Source organism: Lacrimispora algidixylanolytica, from assembly GCF_003609635.1.
Lineage (GTDB): Bacteria > Bacillota > Clostridia > Lachnospirales > Lachnospiraceae > Lacrimispora > Lacrimispora algidixylanolytica.
The window spans coordinates 1-17,589 of the sequence record NZ_MCIA01000032.1; the positions used below are offsets into that span (position 1 = coordinate 1).

The window sequence follows — 17,589 nt, forward strand, 5'->3', positions numbered from 1 at the left end:
CTTTTTTTTGTTTTGGATTTGTACGATAAGGAGGGCTGTTATGGGACAGTTTTTGAACTTGTAAACGTAGGAAATATTGTCCACCTTGCCTTATATATTGTTTTAGGCTATACTGATTTTGACGTAACATCATCAAATGAGTAAAGGAAATGAAAATCACATGGCCGAAGAGATAAAAACTAAAACAGCGATTCCCCGCTATCAGCAGATAGCCGTGGAAGTGGCAGCCCGTATTGCCAATGGAGAATATATAGAGGGAGAGAAAATTTATGCCCGATCCTCTCTTGCCAGTCAATATAGCGTATCCCCGGAAACTGCTAGACGGGCGATCTGCATTCTTAGCGATCTTGGAATCGTTACATCCGAAAAGGGCAATGGGATTATTATTAGATCTCAGAAAAAGGCTTCGGAGTACATTCAACAAAATGGCAAGCGGCAGACCATTGACACCATCAAAGAGAATCTATTAAAAAGTGTAAGCCGTCAAAAACAAGAAATGGAGACTTTAAACGATTGTTTAAAGGATCTTATTGAAGCATCGGTACACTTCCGGTCTATGAATCCGTTTATGCCATTTGAAATTAGGATTACCCCGGATTGTGTGTATCTAAATAAGACAGTGACGGAAATACAATTTTGGCAGCGCACAGGTGCAACTGTCATAGGAGTCAGTAGGAACAATACTCTTATGAAGTCACCAGGACCATATGTTGCTCTTTCGGAAAATGACACCATCTATTTTGTGACACAAGATGACACTTTGGACAGGGTAAAAGAATTTTTATATCCATCAAAATAAGCCCTAACTATAAGGCCTGGAGCAGTTTTGCTTCAGGCTATTTTCATGTCCCGATTTGACAAAGTGACAACTTTGGAATATAATTAAGTTGTTACTTTGTTGAGAAGGAGGCATAAATATGATCCATTTTGAAGGCATTTCAAAACGGTACAAAACAAAACAAGTTCTAAATGAAGTTACTTTTACGATTGAAAGTGGCAGCCTGGTGGCGGTGATTGGTGAGAGTGGTTGTGGAAAGACAACTCTCCTTAAAATGATTAATCGTTTGATTAAACCAACATCTGGTATGATTTACATTGATGATAAGAGTATCAGCAGTATGGATGAAGTGACTTTACGAAGAAGTATTGGCTATGTAATCCAGCAAACAGGATTGTTTCCCCACATGACAGTGAAGGAAAATATCGAACTAATATCAAAGCTTGAAAAGAAACCTGCTCAGGAGATTGAAAAAAACACAGAAGAATTAATGCAAATGGTAGGGCTTGACGGCAAAGAGTTTTTACATCGCTATCCAACAGAACTTAGTGGTGGACAGCAGCAGCGAGTGGGGGTGGCCAGAGCATTTGCTACGGACCCAGATATTATCCTTATGGATGAGCCCTTTTCTGCTTTGGACCCAATGACTAGAGCTGACCTTCAAGATGAGTTAGTACAGTTGCATGCTAAATTAAAAAAGACCATTGTTTTCGTGACTCATGATATGGATGAGGCCATTAAAATTGCAGATATGATTTGTATTATGAAGGATGGCGATATTCTTCAATACGACACGCCGGAAAATATTCTGAATAATCCTAGTGATGATTTTGTATCCAGCTTCGTTGGAAGAAACAGGATCTGGTCTTCACCAGAATATATAAAAGTGTCTGATATTATGATTGAAAATCCTGTTACTGCGTTTCGAGATCTTACCGTGTTAAAGTGCATTGATAAGATGCGCCAGAATAAGGTAGACAGTCTTTTGATCGTAGAACGAGGAACCAGGCAATTGGCAGGAATCGTAAAAGCTGGCAGATTACGTGGAGTGGAAGATAGGTCCAGGCCGGCAGAAGAATATATGTATGAAGATTTTCCATCTCTATCACCAGAGCAATGTATCCTGGATGCACTAAAAATAGTAACGGAAAACCATGTATCCACCGTACCGGTGGTGGATGAGCAAAAACGTCTCACCGGTTTAATTACACGAAGCAGCTTGGTAACGACTTTAAGTCAGCAGTACTTTGATTATGAAGGAGGAGAGCTGCAATGAGTTTTTTAGATTATATAGGAAGCAATTATCCTCAGATTCTATCATTATTAATAGAACATTTAAAACTAACCGCCATTTCCGTAGGTCTGGCTATCGTAATTGGAGTTCCTCTTGGTATCTTCGTTTCCTACACATCAAAAGTAGAAAAAGCTATTTTATCTGTCGCCAATGTAATTCAGGCAATCCCAAGTATGGCACTTTTAGGATTTATGATTCCTCTGTTTGGAATCGGCACCATTCCGGCAATTGTTGCAGTTGTGCTCTATTCTCTACTTCCCATCATTAAGAATACGTACACGGGAATTGAAAATATCAATCCCCAGACTCTAGAGGCTGCAAGGGGAATTGGATTAACTCCGTTTCAGGTACTGATCAAAATACAGATTCCTTTGGCTCTTCCAGTTATTATGGCAGGAGTTCGAATCGCTTCGGTAACAGCAGTGGGACTGATGACCATGGCGGCATTTATCGGTGCTGGAGGTCTTGGTTATCTTGTCTTTTCGGGTATAAGGACAGTCAATAACAGCCAGATTCTGGCTGGAGCCATACCTGCCTGCTTACTGGCCCTTATGGTGGATTATTTGATCGGACTGGTTGAAAAACTGGTGACTCCAATGAACCTTCAAAAGGGAGATGAGGCGTTAAAGAAGAAAAAGCGTACCATCCAAAAATCTTCACTCAGTGTGGCAGCACTGATATTGGCAGGAATCTTTCTTTTCACATCCACTGGAGGTCGCGTGGAGAGTGCCCGGTCTATCTCTATCGGTTCCAAAGACTTCACAGAACAAGAGATCATCGGAAACATGATGGCAGATCTTATCGAGGATCGCACGGATATTTCTGTAAAAAGAAGGCTGAATCTTGGGGGAACCCAGGTTTGCTTTGAAGCACTGAAAAATGGGGATATTGATCTCTACGTTGAATACAGCGGGACTGCTTATACAGATACGCTAAAACATCCTCCGATCAATGATATGGATCAGGTATATGAGACGGTGAAGACTGAATTGAAAGAGAAATATGATATCAACGTTTTAAAGCAGATGAACTTTAATAATACCTTTGTACTTGCGGTAACGCAGGAGACGGCAAAAAAGTATGGACTTGAGAACATTAGTGATTTAGCTAAAGAAGCTGGTGGACTGACCTCTGGTCTTACCTTTGAATTCACCAACCGGGAAGACGGTCTTAGTGGTCTGCAAAAGACTTATCATTTTCAGTTAGGCAAAAACATCACCTTAGACAACGCACCTCGCTATGCGGCCCTTCAAAATGGGACCGTTGATGTCATAGATGCTTATGCAACAGACGGGCTTTTAAAGAAGTTTGGATTAAAATCTCTTGTGGATGATGAGAAATTCTTTCCACCATATTTTGCAATGCCAATCATTCGTGGTGAAGTCCTTGAAAAGTATCCGGAAATTTCAGCTATCTTGGAGGAATTAAGTCCTCTGTTAACGGATGAGGTCATGAGAGAGCTAAATTACAAGGTGGATGAGTTACAGGAGAAGCCATCAGAGGTCGCTCTTGAATTTTTAAAGGAACATAAATTGATTTCTTAATTTCTATAGTTACATTCCAATAAGATTTAATAAAAAAAGGTGGGGGCAAGCCGATTATCGGCTGCCTCCACCTCCACCTCCGGAGAAACCTCCACCACCAACAGAACTAACGCCTCCGGCTCCATTCATGCCTGAGTTAGGTGATGCGGCACCGGATATATGGTTTGTCATAGTCAAAAGGTAGATCATACTATAGGAGTTACATCCATACATGCCTGCAAAGGAATCAAAGTGGGTAGGATCAAGGGCTTTCATACTCTTTAAAACCTGCTCTCCGATGCTAAACAAGGTTGCAAATACAAGATAATCCCCCCAAAGCTCTCTCGGAGCCGTCTTGTCTTCCCTTGGTTTACTCATATTCATAAGATATTTCTGGAAACCAATTATCTTGACTGCCTGCTCAAAGCCAAAAGAAGTGAGTGAGACAGTCCCTTTTTGGTTCGTTGCGGCAGCACCTAAACGCATTAATTCATTTTCACCGTTTTGCTTCACTTCTTCTGCCCATACAGTGAGTTTTTCCTGAAGTTTCTTCGCATGTTTTTCTATATCAGAGGTCCAAAGAATGTCTTTACCGTCAGCAATGCCGATTAAGATTTTATATAGACTCTTCTCCACTTCCTGGTCAGGTGTTTTGTCTAGGTTTAATAGAATGGCTTCTTCTTTTTTTGGTTTCTTCGTATTTCCCTCATTTGGACGTTCTTCCATGCGGATGTATCCCGCCTCCTGCCAACGTATCAAATAGGCTCCCATAAGTTTTTCATATGAAATATCCCTGCGAAGCAGTTTCATCATAGAATAAACAGCAGGAATGCTACCTTCGAAAGGAACCCACCAGTTGACGTCTATTTTATTATTTCCAGGTAATCGCACGGTTGTTCCGTCTGCCAGCTTAAATCTTGAATAGTAGAAGGAAATGAGAGAAATGATTATAACAATGATTGCCCCTAAAATTCCTAAGGTGATATACAAACCTAAATTTGAGTTTGCATTCTCTGCAGATTTTTGAAGCTTCTCAAAAGACATATTGGCTGTGGAGGCAGAGGGAAACAATCCTCTGTCAAAGCGGCAAAGGACATTCACGTAATCATTGTTTCCTAAGGCCTTCGATGAAAGAACCGTAAAGCTTCCATCGCTCCCATTTCCAACTTCTCCTTTAAATCCATAAGCTGAAATGCGGGCGTTGTTTCCATCGAAACGAGTATTTGGCATCGAAATCTTAATAGAAGCGGACTGTGGAGCACTAGAGAGCTCTGATATAAATTGGTGATAAAATCCAGCATAGTCCCCATAATCTTTTACCAATCCATCAAGTGTGTATTGAATGGTATATTGATGATCTCCATAGGTTCCGATGCCCCAACAAAGTTCATATCCTTTTGAGGTTTTTAAGATGCCGCTGGTATGAGTTTTTTCTGCTCTGGAGAGATTGGTATTCCAATTGTCCAGCGTTTTAAACTTAGTTCCAGTTTCGTCCCATACAAGAAGAGAGCGAACGTTCATTCCATCTGCGTTATTAATAGCCTTGTAATATTCCGTGCCACTAGATACCCCCCTAACATCCCAAGTCTCTGTTATGACGGCAGAACCATTCTCTTGAAGCGAGACATCCAGACGAATCGATGGTATGGCATCTTCCGCCGCAAATACTGGTGTGGTGGCAAACACCAACAGTATTGTAAGCAATGCGGAAAAAATAAGCACTTTTTTATTGTTTGATTTCATAAGAATCCTCCTGTCTTGTAAATATCGATTAAAAAGCTTTAACAATACCCATTATGTAGTTTACGAGTATTTGCTCCTTGATAAAGTTAAGTATACCACATTTATCACTGACTTATCATTATCTTTAGGTAAGTACGGAAGAGCTTCTCACATAAATCTTTTTCTTTCCATATAATGCTAGGAAGAACGTGGTAGGCAATACCAAAAGTATTTAAGGTGACACCATGATTAGCAAGAATTTTAGTACATTAAGCTATTTAACAACCTGGGATTGGAACCAAAATCATAGCCTTTTCCATATCTATGACCTTCAAAATCCTCCCTTACAGCCTCAGATTATCGGGGAAGACCTTTCTGTACCATGGGCCATGGAGGTAAGTGAAGACGGTAGGCTGTTCATTACAGAACGGGGCGGAAACCTTCGTGTTGTAGAATATGGAATGTTAAATCCGGTACCTGTCCATGCATTTGGCACTCCTTTCGTTAGCAGCGGAGAAGGAGGGCTTATGGGACTTGCACTTGATAGTAATTTTCTTTCCAACGGATATATTTACCTTATGTATACGTACGGAGAAGATGGAAGGCTTTTTAACCGTGTGGTGCGCATGAGAGTGGAGGGCAATGCCGCATCCGAAGAAGAGATTCTTTTGGACCGGATTCCAGCCGGTCCGTCCCATAACGGCGGACGGTTGAAAATTGGTCCAGACGGTTATTTGTATATCACTACGGGAGATGCAGGAGATCGCAATCTTTCTCAGGATAGGAATAGTCTGGCAGGTAAAATTCTGCGAATTGGAACCGATGGAAGCATTCCCTCAGATAATCCATTTCCCGGTTCGACAGTTTATGCTCTGGGACTTAGAAACCCCCAGGGCCTGGCATGGAATGATAACAATGTGTTATATGCCTCCGATCATGGAGACAGGGCCCATGATGAAATTAACATCATTCAGCCAGGAGGAAATTATGGATGGCCTTTGGTGACTGGTGATGAAGAAATGCCGGAATCAAATTTTATTAGACCTGTAATACAAAGTGGTGATACTACCTGGGCTCCAGCTGGAATCACGTTTGTAACCGATGGTCCCAGAAAGGGGCAGCTTCTAGTAGCGACACTCCGTGGGAATGTTTTACTGGCAATCACGTTTGATGAAACAGGGACACAGGTGGTTCAAGTGGAACGGTTATTAGAAAACGATTACGGACGTTTAAGAGATGTCTATGAAGCCATGGACGGATCTGTCTATCTTAGTACCAGTAATAAGGATGGGAGAGGGCTTCCAAATCCTGGGGATGATAAAATTCTTCGGTTATAACCTATGATTCAATAATAAAAGGTAAGTTTATAATTCTATTTCCATAGTAATTGAAAAAGCATACGAAAGTCCGATTAATCCAATTGATCTATCTTTCGTGTGCTTTCTTTAAATAGTCTTGAGTATTACCAGTAGGAAAGGTGTCTCACGTGTTTTATCATTGTCCCATTTCGATCCGTATAAAACAGAAGATAAGTTTAATACTATATAAAAAAAGGATAATGGAGCAAATATGAGAGCCAATAAAAGACTAACCAAGGCATTTGAAAATGCGAAGAGAATACCATTTGATAAAAATTCAAAATATATATTTTTTAGTGATTGTCATCGCGGCGATGATAGTGTATCGGACGAGTTTATCAGAAACCAGAACATCTTTTTACATGCATTAAACTATTATTATAAAGAAGGTTATACTTATATAGAAGTAGGTGATGGTGATGAACTATGGGAATATAAGAATTTCAGTGTTATTCGCCTAGCTCATACGGACGTATTTACGGTAATAAAGAAGTTTTATGACACCGGTCGGTTCATCATGTTATATGGAAATCATAATATATATTTGAAATCCAAACGTTTTGTAAAGACAAATTATTTCGAATATTATGATGAATACAATCAAAAGAAAGTGGATTTATTTCGGGGCCTGGAACCGAAGGAGGCTTTGGTCCTGGAATATAAAAATAGCGGACAAAAGATTTTTGTTCTTCATGGGCACCAGGGTGATATTATTAACGATCAGCTCTGGTTTTTTTCCATGTTGTTGCTTCGCTATTTCTGGAGATATCTCCATTTGGTGGGTTTTGATAACCCCACAAGCCCAGCTCGCAATTTGTTTAAAAGGCATAAGGTGGAGAGGATATATGATGAATGGATCAGAAGACGTAAAGTCATGCTTATTTGTGGACATACCCATAGACCTAAATTTCCAAAGGACAATGACCTGCCATATTTTAATACAGGATGTTGCACCAGGACTCGAGGAATATCAGGAATTGAGATTTTAAATGGTGAAATTTTAATGGTTGACTGGAGAATCGCAGCTGATGAAAATGGTGGTCTTCAGATCCTTCGTACCGTAGTTAGAGGACCGATACCCATTGAAGAGTATTGTGGGAAGAAACGCACCTATTCCAAAGTCGGTGAAACGGTGGATGAGGATTTAAAAAGTACTCCTGTTACGACACTGAGATAATTATTAAGAAAAATACTTGACTAATCGTTCTAAAATAGATATACTGGCTATAAATTAAAGAATGATCATTCTACAATTATCAATCATCAGTTAATGCGGCTGGTGATTGATCGCGTAACAACTAGTTATACCCGTTACCAAGTGTCGGCGATTTGAAATCAAAGAGGTCAATAACAAGGAGAGAATCAATATGAGTTTAATCACAGTAGATCAAGAAAGTTGTATTAAATGCGGATTATGTGTAGAGGAATGTCCAACAAGAGTATTAAAATTAGAATCAGATGGACCAGTTGAGATGAATGGAAATGCATGTATCGCATGTGGCCATTGTGTAGCAGTATGCCCAAAGGAAGCCATAGACAATGAAAAATCACCACTTGCTCTGCAAAGTAAAGTTTTAGAGCTGCCTAAATTAGATCCAGAACAGGCTAAGAACTTTATGCGTTCACGCCGTTCTATTCGCTCTTACAAGACCGATGCGGTAGAAAGAGAAAAGCTTTTACAGCTTGTAGAGGTTGCTAATTTAGCTCCAACTGCCAGTAATACACAAGGGATTTCCTATCTGATAATAGACGATAAGAAAACAATTGAAGCAATCGTAGAAGAATGTGTCATTTGGTTTGAAAATCATCCTGTCTTTGGTAAATTATTGGGTGGTTTGACAAAGGGATACAGAGAATATAATGCGGATGGGATTTTAAGAGATGCTCCCAGCTTAATTTTATCATTAGCAGATAAGGATTTTCGCAATGCCAGAGAGAACTCCATTTTTCAATTGACTTATCTTGAATTATTTGCTCCATCTCTTGGTTTGGGATCATGTTGGGCAGGAATATTAGAAATATGTGCCCGTAACGAAGATTCTCCCATACATAAGTTATTAAACATTTCAGATAAAAAGATTATAACTGGTTGTGTTATGGTAGGATATCCAAAACATAGCTTCAAACGTTTTACAGAAAGACAGCCATTATCAGTTTCATTTTATAATGAATAAAGAGTGATCAAATGACTCTTCTATACCGTTAATATCGCTTTGGCTAGAGCGATCAATCGATACAGATGTATCATTAGCTAATATGCATCTGTATTGATAGGACTGTTTTATATGTGATTAAGAAAAAGTTGCATAACGTAGGCTTGTGAGATAACGAAGGGATTTAATTAGGAAAAATATACTTGGTCATCCGTTCTGTTAATGATATGATGTAAAGGTCGGAGGTGAAGCAATGGGACGAACGAAGGAATTTGATGAAGAGGTTGTTCTTCAAAAAGCGATGGAATTGTTTTGGGAGCAGGGATATGAAAAGACTTCTATGAGCGATTTGGTAGAGCATATGGGAATTCACCGTAAGAGCTTATACGATACTTTTGGAGACAAGCATTCGTTATATCTAAAGACCATAGATCATTATCGTGAGAATACTTCGGAGAGATTAACATGTGTACTATCAGACACTAAGACGGCAGGCGAAGGAGTAAAGGCTATCTTCGACATCATGATCCATGGCAGTAAAGAGTGTCCCTGGGGGTGCTTTATTGTAAATGCAGCCACTGAGCTTGCGTTGCGGGATCAAGAGGTTGAGGAAAAGACAGACGCGGTATTTAAACAAACTGAGGGACTGATAAAAGAACTTGTTTTAAAAGGTCAGAAATCTGGTGAATTTACATGCGACCTCAGTGCGGATGCATTGGCAGATATTTTACATGGTACATTACTTGGTGTTCGGGTATATACCAGAACTTCTGCGAACAAGGAAAAATTAAATCATCTAGCCGATAATTTCATACAGCTATTAAAATGCAAAAATTGATCCAAATATAAGAACTCCAATGGATAAAAGTCATATCTATAAAAATAAAGAACAGAGCCAACTGAATCAGTTTGGCTCTGTTAAGCATTGTACGAATGTGGCTAAACATTCGTTAACACTATACCACACTAAAGTGAATTTATCAATCAATAAGTTGCATTTTTATACACAATTTCAAATTAAATACAATTCGTAAAAAATAATAACCAAAACAACCAATATAACTGTTATTACTCTTGTTTATATACACAGTATTTGCAAGAAACCCTGATTTTACAGTACTTAATGGGGAGAAGCCTTGCCCTATATAGATTAGAAGCAGAAGAAAGTAAGAATCAGAATTTAGATATGTGAGAACAGTTACGAGGATTGTTGGTTTGATTCCTTCTTCATAAAAAACAGAGATAAAGGTTATCTCTCAAATATTTCAATAGACATGATGAAAAATCATGTCTATTTTTATGCAATAATTTAACTTGATATAGTTTAAGTGTTTGGTAATAGTTAGTTTAATTTTTATTAGTTTTTTCTTTTATAATAATCCTTATTTTATAGGAATAGAACGATTTAAAACAAGTAGCATAATATATTGAGTCACTAAACTTTGGTTCAGGAGGTAAGTGGGAGCGTAAGTTGTCTCAGGTGCATAAAATAGTAATGGGAGGTGATAAAATAACATTTGAAAAGGCAAATATTGATCGGTAAATGATGTAAGGGTGTATAGGAGTAGAAAAGAAAATAAATGAAATAAAGGAAATAAGGGAGAGAGTTTTTATGAAAAAGTTAATGAGTGCAACAGCAATTACAAACCCCACATGGTATGTGGATGAGAGAGTTATTTTTCATGGGCAAGCAAAACCTTATGATTATTATGGTGCAAAAGATCCTACCATCGTATATTATGGGGGCAAATACCATGTGTTTTATACAGGAGCCAATCAAGGCGGCGGCTGGCAGATGCTTTATACGTCAGCATCCACAATCTCAGGTCTTAAGAACTCTGCGAGAACCTATATGAGCTCCATTGGGGAAAGTTATTTTTGTGCACCTCAGGTATTTTATTTTGAGCCTAAAAAATTATGGTATCTGATTTACCAAGACGGAACACATGGCGCAGCATATTCCACAACTACCAATATAGCAGACCCTAAATCCTGGTCAGGGCCAAAGTCCCTTGGTATGTCAGGAAATATGGGCTGGGATTACTATGTTATTTGTGACGATTCCTTTGCTTATATGTATAATACGCCAAGTGATGGTTCTGGAAGATTATTTGTAAGAAAAACATCACTTTCTAATTTCCCCACAGGCTGGGGTTCTCCATCCGTAGCATTATCGGATACGTTTGAAGGTGCAAACGTTTATAAATCTTTGGCAGATGGTCAGTATTATTTGACAATTGAAGATCAAAAGGATGGACGTTATTATGAGTTATGGACATCAAGAAATGCCGGTGGCCCATGGAATAAGCTATCTGAGAAATGGGCGTGGAGAGGCAATTTAAGCTATAAAGCCGACAAATGGACGACTAACGTATCTCACGGTGAAATTATTCGTGCTGGCTACAATCAGAAGTTGGAAATAAATAATATAGACAGGGTTGAGTTCCTGATTCAGGGTACGAACAGCCTATCAGGGCCTTATCAGCAGATTATTTGGGATCTGGGAGTTATAAGAAATTATAAGTAATTATAAGTAATGATAAGAATGAAGATATTCCTGCCGTCTATACCATAGTATTTGATTGATATGGTACAGGCCTATAGAAGATCCGGCCTGTGTTACAAACACCCGGCGATAAAATGCCGGGTGTTTTGAGGTTAGATCGGAATCATTCATGTCTGTTTTCATAGGGGGAAATAATTTTGTTAGAAGAGAGAATGAGTTCATTATCAACAGAAGTTTTAACCATGAAAGAGTTTGATATGGAACAGGTAAGGGTTACAGATGAATATTACGTAGCGATACTTGAAAAGGATTTGAATTACCTTCTATCTCTGGAGGCGGATCGGCTATTGGCTGGCTTTAGGGCAGTATCCGAAGGAAAAGATCCCAAAAACGCATCAGGTCTAAACTTATACGGTGGGTGGGAAGGCAGCTGGAGTCTGTTAAGAGGCCATACCTTAGGGCATTATCTCACCGCAATGGCACAAGCCTATAAACAAACCAAACGCAGTCATCCAAATCAAAATCTCCAGATAAACCAAACGCTGGGTTATGTTGTGGGACAATTAAAAAGTTTTCAGAATAAAAGTAAGAATGGTTATTTATTCGCCTCTCCTGAGGTTCATTTTGACATAATTGAAGGGAAAGCTACAGGTGATAACTGGGTTCCTTGGTATACCATGCACAAGATTATCTCAGGCCTAGTAGATGTATACAAATACACCGGGAATTCAGATGCTTTACTGGTGGCGGGCAGGTTAGGAGACTGGGCATACAACAGAACCTCCGCCTGGGACAGCTCCCTACAAAAGAAAGTGCTGAGTGTTGAATATGGAGGAATGAATGATTGTTTATATGAACTTTATAAGAATACCAGAAACATCAGACACTTGGCAGCAGCTCATAAGTTTGACGAAGACTCCTTATTTACTGCCATAGGAAATGGTAGCAATGTGTTAGAAAACCTCCATGCAAATACTCAAATTCCTAAGTTTGTGGGTGCATTAAATAGGTACCGCACGTTGGGCGAAGCTGAAAGCTTTTATTTAAATGCGGCAAAGCAGTTTTTTTATATGGTATTAAGGGACCATACCTATATCACGGGTGGAAACAGTGAAAATGAACGTTTCCGAACCCCTGGTAAGTTGGATTCCACAAGAAATAATATAAACAATGAATCTTGTAATTCCTATAACATGTTAAAGCTGGCCAGAGAATTGTTTAAAATCACTGGTGACATTCAATATGCGGATTATTATGAAAATGCATATATCAATGAAATTATTTCAGGAATTAATCCGGAAACAGGAATGACAACCTACTTTAAACCAATGGGAACCGGATATTTCAAACTGTTTGGAACAGAAACCAATTCATTTTGGTGCTGCACAGGCAGTGGAATGGAGAACTATACAAAACTAAATGACAGTATCTATTTTAATAATGGCAATGATTTGTACGTCAATATGTATGTGAGTTCTGAATTAAATTGGGCAGAAAAAGGCTTTGCTTTAACCCAGTCTACCAATATCCCGTTGTCTGGAAACGTGGTTTTTACGGTTGGTATGGCACCTGTGTCAGCAATTAATATCAAATTTAGAGCCCCCTATTGGATTGCAGCAGGTCAGAATGTTTCAATTACGATTAATAATATAGCGTTTTATCCAGTAAAAAAGAATGGGTATCTTGAGGTAAACAGAGTCTTTAAAGCTGGCGATAAAATAGAACTTAATTTTCCTATGGAAGTCAAGGCAGAAAGACTTCCTGATAATCCAAATGCAGTTGCATTTAAGTATGGACCAGTGGTTTTAAGCGCTGGACTTGGAACGGAGAAGATGGTTTCAGCCGGACATTTGGCTTCTGCAAAAGCGACCATACCTCAAGGCGTTCTCATTAAGGATTACATTCTAATTAAAGAGAAGTCCGTAGATGCATGGATTGCCAATATCAAAAATAATCTGGTACAAAAACCAGGAAAACTCGAGTTTACGCTAAAAAATACGGATGAAGATAACCGTTTGAAATTCACACCTCATTATCGGAGATATACGGATCGATATGGCATCTATTTTAATTTGTCAGCCATTGATTCTCCAGAGTTTCAAGAAGGGATTAAAAATAGCAAAAATGCAGCAAAAAAGGTGGAAGCCACCATTGATGAAATACAGATAACCAACGATCAACACGAGCTTGTCCACAATTTACAGGGAAACTCCTCTGGTGGTTCTTTTGGCGGATATAATTACCGTCATGTTCATGGAAAAGCCGACGGGCAAGGCTGGTTTAGTTATGACTTGAACATCAATCCAACTGCGACCAACTATATCAGTACAAAGTACTATAGTGGTGATGCTGGAAGAACCTTTAACGTTCATGTAGACAATCGCTTACTTGTGGAAGAAACCATTCAGGCGAAAAATCCTACTGGATTTTACGAAGTCCGCTATAAGATTCCAAAGGATTGGCTTGATGGGAAATCAAAAATTACAGTTAAATATTCAAATCGGGGTAATAGTTATGTAGGTGGAGTCTTTGATACTCTTTCTATCCTTAAGGACTACAGCAGCAATGCCCGTTTAAAAAGCATCATTGTAAGTGGAAAAGAAGCAAGTGTAACAGATAACTCCTATGGTGGTTATGTGGAACGAGAAGAAGACTATGGGGATATAAAGATTACACCAGAACAAAATAATGCACTAGTCTATGTAAATAACATCTTAATTGATGATAAGGCGATCAGAAGGTTGATTCTGACGTCGGATATAGAAACATTAAATATTAAAGTGGTTGCAGAAGATGGCACAACAAAGGCTTATACCCTAACCATAACAAAGGCCGTCAGGGATTAAGTAAGGAAACTAATTTGAATTAGCAAAAAGCAAGTTAAATGATTCATTTGGCTTGCTTTTTACTTTACAGATACCATATTATTCATTATACTTTTATTAGAGAGATCGAGTGTGTTTTATAACATAATTGCAGTCATCTGTAGGTGAAAGGAGGAAGAACATGGAAATAGTAACGGTAACCGTAAATGATCCACTAGGACTGCATGCAAGGCCGTCAAGTTTATTAACAAAGTTGGTAAAGGCGTTTAACTGTCACATCACAGTATATAAAAATGAGGATAGCTCCAGGAAATGTGATGTGAAAAATGTCCTCTCCGTGATGGATTTAAATGCGTTATTTGATGATAAATTGACTTTTGAGGCAAGTGGGGACGATGAGAGGAAAGCAATCGCAGCCATTGAAACGTTTGCTAATAGCGGTTTTGAGAATTAGGAGATAAAGATATGAAACTTAGAACATTGAAAGAACATATTTTATATACAGAATGTGATTCCAGTAATGACCGGCCAGTTCTTGGTTACATTCATGGAAAAGATTTTTCCGTTATGATCGATGCAGGAAATTCAGCAAATCATGTGAGTGAATACAATTCTCTGCTCTTAGAAAAAGGATTGAAGATACCGAAATACTGTATTATTACACATTGGCACTGGGATCATACATTTGGAATGCATGCTTTAAATGCGGAAACCATAGCACATTTTAAGACCAATGAAGAATTAGACCGGATGTCATCTTGGGTTTGGGATGATAAAAATATGAAGGAACGTTTAATTTCTGGAGAAGACATTGAATTCGCAGATGAGCATATTCGGGCAGAGTATTCCGATCTAAATGAAATCAAAGTTGTGCCTGCAGCTCTGACCTTTGATAGCAAGATGGTGATTGATTGTGGCGCAATCACATGTGTATGTATGCATCTTGAGTCCGCCCATAGTGATGATTCAGTGGTTGTATATATCCCAGAAGAGAAGGTTATATTTCTTGGTGATATCTATAACGATGATTTTTATCGCAATCATTACAGAGATTTGGATAAGACAAGGGAGCTTCACAGAGAATTAAGTGCAATTGATTTTGACATAGCAGTGGTTGGACACAGTGAACCCGTAAGTAAACGTGATTTACTTAATTTTTTACAACGATTTTTATAGAGATAGGAGAGAAACCGCCGCTAACTATTTGATAATAGTGGGCGGTTTTTTATTTAAAAATAGATGTTCATTTTTCGTATGCAAATGAATCAATCCTTCTGTATGATATAAAATACAATTAGGATTAATTAAGGCAGCAATTTAATAGACTGATCCATTGATGTAACAAGTAAATTAATTTCTGTTAATCGACATACGACAAAAAATGCTATTGTTGATAAGAAAAAAATACGGTTTCTGATAGATAAGAGGTAAAATTATGATAGAAGAAGAAAAAATAAAAAAGAGATATTACGAAGCATTGGTACGAAAAGATGCAAATTATGACGGTATATTTTTTGCGGCAATCAAGACCACAGGTGTTTTCTGCCATGCCACTTGCCCTGCAAGAAAACCCAAATATGAGAACTGTCTGTTTTTTGAAGATGCCCAGTCGGCTTTATTGTCCGGTTTTAGACCCTGCAAACGCTGTAACCCTCTTTCTTATCCCCATGATCTATCTCCATTAGTAAAAGAGATTGTAACACTGGTGGAGGAGAATCCACAAAAGAGATGGAAGGAAGAAGACTTCAAGGTCTTAGGCGCTCATCCGGCAACCGCTAGACGGCAATTCAAACAGGCTTATGGCATGACGTTTGTTCAGTATGCAAGGGCTCGTAGAATGGGACTTGCCCTGCAATCCATACGACTGGGAGAAAAGGTGATTGATGCTCAGTTAAATGCTGGCTATGATTCTGCCAGTGGATTTTATGATGCATTTTCAAAGATTATGGGAAATCCGCCAATCAAAAAGGGCAGATTCAGCTTCTGTATGCCAAATGGATCAATACAAAGCTTGGTCCTATGCTCAGTATTTCGGATGACACGTATCTTTATCTGCTTGAATTTGTTGACCGCCGTGGATTGGAGCGGGAGATTGAACGGTTGAGAAACAAATTAAAGGCAACTATATTACCTGGAGAAACTAAGATATCAAAACAGATCGAGGAGGAACTGTCCCTGTATTTTAATAATAAGCTGATTCATTTTCAGACTCCTGTCTTTTTCCTCGGGTCTGATTTTCAAAAAAAGGTATGGAATGCGTTACAAGAAATTCCGGCAGGAGAGGTTTCCACCTATAAAAAAATAGCATCTCAAATCGGCACTCCTGATGGTGTTAGAGCCGTAGGCAATGCAAATGGAGCCAATCAGTTGGCTGTTATAATTCCTTGTCACAGAGTGATTCAAACCAGTGGAGATATTGGCGGTTATGGTGGTGGACGAGAACGAAAAAAATGGCTTCTGGACCATGAACAGAACTTTCATAAGGAAGAGGAGGTGTAAGGCTTACAAAAAATCGACCAGATGTTTGCTGCGTTTTGCCACGCGGAGACTGCTTAAGGCCCGAGTTTCGATTTGTCTAATTCGTTCTCTCGTGACTCCGATATGGTTTCCTACTTCTTCCAGAGTATGGGGGTTTTCTCCATTGAGTCCAAATCTCATATTGACAACTATCTGCTCTCTCGGTTTTAAAGATGATAGCTGCTTATTAATTTCTTCTTTAAGCATAATATCAATTACACTTTTTTCGGGAGATAAAATAGTTTTATCTTCAATAAAATCACCCAAGAAGCATGAATTATCATCCATAAGTGGAGTGTCAAGTGAGGCAATTGATGCAGAATCCAGCAGAAGCTTATCTATTTTTTCTACAGAAAATCCTGTTAATTCAGACACGTCTTGAGTTGTAAAGGATTCTTGCTTATGATCGAGTTGACGCAGAATTTGATGGATTAGATTTAAGTCATCTCTGTGATGTACAGGTAAACGAATCGCACGGTCCTGGTCTGCGATTCCCCGAGTGATTGCCTGACGAATCCACCAGGTAGCATAGGTAGAAAAACGATATCCCAGCGAATAATCATACCGTTCCACCGCTTTCATAAGACCGATATTTCCTTCCTGAATTAAGTCAAGCAAGGTTAAGGATTGTACATATGGTTCATGTTTTTTTGCAATACTGACGACAAGCCTGAGATTAGAGCAAACAAGTCTGTTTTTTGCCTCCCTATTTCCTTGCGCAGAAAGTTTGGCAAGTTGATATTCTTCTTGTTGAGTCAGCAAAGGGGATTCACCTGCTTGCAATAGATACATTTTTATAGAATCGTCTACATAGGTATCCAGTTGTTTTGTTTCAATCGTTGCATCTACATTCTTTTGTTCTGCTGCTGGCATTTTATCCCTCCCTAAATTTATGGTGTTTCTTGTACATGTT

At 38.8% G+C, this 17,589-nt stretch carries 15 protein-coding genes; 13 read left to right on the forward strand and 2 right to left on the reverse strand.

Annotated features, from left to right (window positions below):
* The first annotated feature begins 160 nt into the window (after positions 1-160).
* The 3 genes from BET01_RS17025 (at position 161) to BET01_RS17035 (ending at position 3,616) form a co-directional block, all read left to right on the forward strand.
* Positions 161-799 carry a TrkA C-terminal domain-containing protein gene (locus BET01_RS17025; protein WP_120198080.1) on the forward strand — a complete coding sequence of 213 codons (639 nt, stop codon included), beginning with the start codon at positions 161-163 and terminating at the stop codon, positions 797-799.
* Between the two features lie 118 nt (positions 800-917).
* Entirely contained in the window at positions 918-2,054 is a 1,137-nt protein-coding gene (locus BET01_RS17030) for an ABC transporter ATP-binding protein (protein ID WP_120198081.1), read from the forward strand.
* Entirely contained in the window at positions 2,051-3,616 is a 1,566-nt protein-coding gene (locus BET01_RS17035) for an ABC transporter permease/substrate-binding protein (RefSeq protein ID WP_120198082.1), read from the forward strand. The genes BET01_RS17030 and BET01_RS17035 overlap by 4 nt, the downstream gene beginning before the upstream one ends.
* A gap of 54 nt (positions 3,617-3,670) precedes the next feature.
* Here the strand turns inward: BET01_RS17035 and BET01_RS17040 are convergent, their stop codons facing one another.
* Positions 3,671-5,338: a DUF2207 domain-containing protein gene (locus tag BET01_RS17040; RefSeq protein ID WP_120198083.1), complete on the reverse strand. Its 1,668-nt coding sequence runs from the start codon at positions 5,336-5,338 to the stop codon at positions 3,671-3,673.
* 224 nt (positions 5,339-5,562) lie between these two features.
* Between BET01_RS17040 and BET01_RS17045 the strand changes: the two genes are divergently transcribed.
* The 10 genes from BET01_RS17045 to BET01_RS22165 all read left to right on the forward strand — a co-directional run bounded on the left by BET01_RS17045 (position 5,563) and on the right by BET01_RS22165 (position 16,658).
* Complete coding sequence (locus BET01_RS17045) at positions 5,563-6,654, forward strand: PQQ-dependent sugar dehydrogenase (protein WP_120198084.1); 1,092 nt, start codon at positions 5,563-5,565, stop codon at positions 6,652-6,654.
* Positions 6,655-6,886: 232 nt separating this feature from the next.
* Positions 6,887-7,852 carry a metallophosphoesterase gene (locus tag BET01_RS17050; protein WP_120198085.1) on the forward strand — a complete coding sequence of 322 codons (966 nt, stop codon included), beginning with the start codon at positions 6,887-6,889 and terminating at the stop codon, positions 7,850-7,852.
* Positions 7,853-8,042: 190 nt separating this feature from the next.
* Positions 8,043-8,849 carry a nitroreductase family protein gene (locus BET01_RS17055; protein ID WP_120198086.1) on the forward strand — a complete coding sequence of 269 codons (807 nt, stop codon included), beginning with the start codon at positions 8,043-8,045 and terminating at the stop codon, positions 8,847-8,849.
* Positions 8,850-9,081: 232 nt separating this feature from the next.
* Complete coding sequence (locus BET01_RS17060) at positions 9,082-9,666, forward strand: TetR/AcrR family transcriptional regulator (RefSeq protein ID WP_120198087.1); 585 nt, start codon at positions 9,082-9,084, stop codon at positions 9,664-9,666.
* A 774-nt stretch (positions 9,667-10,440) separates the two neighbouring features.
* On the forward strand, positions 10,441-11,355 hold the full coding sequence (locus BET01_RS17065; protein ID WP_120198088.1) for a non-reducing end alpha-L-arabinofuranosidase family hydrolase: 915 nt from the start codon (positions 10,441-10,443) through the stop codon (positions 11,353-11,355).
* 176 nt (positions 11,356-11,531) lie between these two features.
* Complete coding sequence (locus tag BET01_RS17070) at positions 11,532-14,180, forward strand: glycoside hydrolase family 127 protein (RefSeq protein ID WP_243117260.1); 2,649 nt, start codon at positions 11,532-11,534, stop codon at positions 14,178-14,180.
* A 160-nt stretch (positions 14,181-14,340) separates the two neighbouring features.
* Positions 14,341-14,613: an HPr family phosphocarrier protein gene (locus BET01_RS17075; RefSeq protein ID WP_120198089.1), complete on the forward strand. Its 273-nt coding sequence runs from the start codon at positions 14,341-14,343 to the stop codon at positions 14,611-14,613.
* An 11-nt stretch (positions 14,614-14,624) separates the two neighbouring features.
* A complete protein-coding gene (locus BET01_RS17080) occupies positions 14,625-15,335 on the forward strand; it encodes an MBL fold metallo-hydrolase (RefSeq protein ID WP_120198090.1) in 711 nt (236 codons plus the stop codon).
* Between the two features lie 259 nt (positions 15,336-15,594).
* Positions 15,595-16,263, forward strand: a complete 669-nt coding sequence (locus BET01_RS22160) for a bifunctional transcriptional activator/DNA repair enzyme AdaA (RefSeq protein ID WP_243117261.1) — start codon at positions 15,595-15,597, stop codon at positions 16,261-16,263.
* Positions 16,260-16,658 carry a methylated-DNA--[protein]-cysteine S-methyltransferase gene (locus tag BET01_RS22165; protein WP_243117262.1) on the forward strand — a complete coding sequence of 133 codons (399 nt, stop codon included), beginning with the start codon at positions 16,260-16,262 and terminating at the stop codon, positions 16,656-16,658. The genes BET01_RS22160 and BET01_RS22165 overlap by 4 nt, the downstream gene beginning before the upstream one ends.
* Positions 16,659-16,661: 3 nt before the next feature.
* Here BET01_RS22165 and BET01_RS17090 read toward each other — a convergent pair whose 3' ends face one another.
* Positions 16,662-17,549: a sigma-70 family RNA polymerase sigma factor gene (locus BET01_RS17090; RefSeq protein WP_120198091.1), complete on the reverse strand. Its 888-nt coding sequence runs from the start codon at positions 17,547-17,549 to the stop codon at positions 16,662-16,664.
* Between the last annotated feature and the right edge of the window lie 40 nt (positions 17,550-17,589).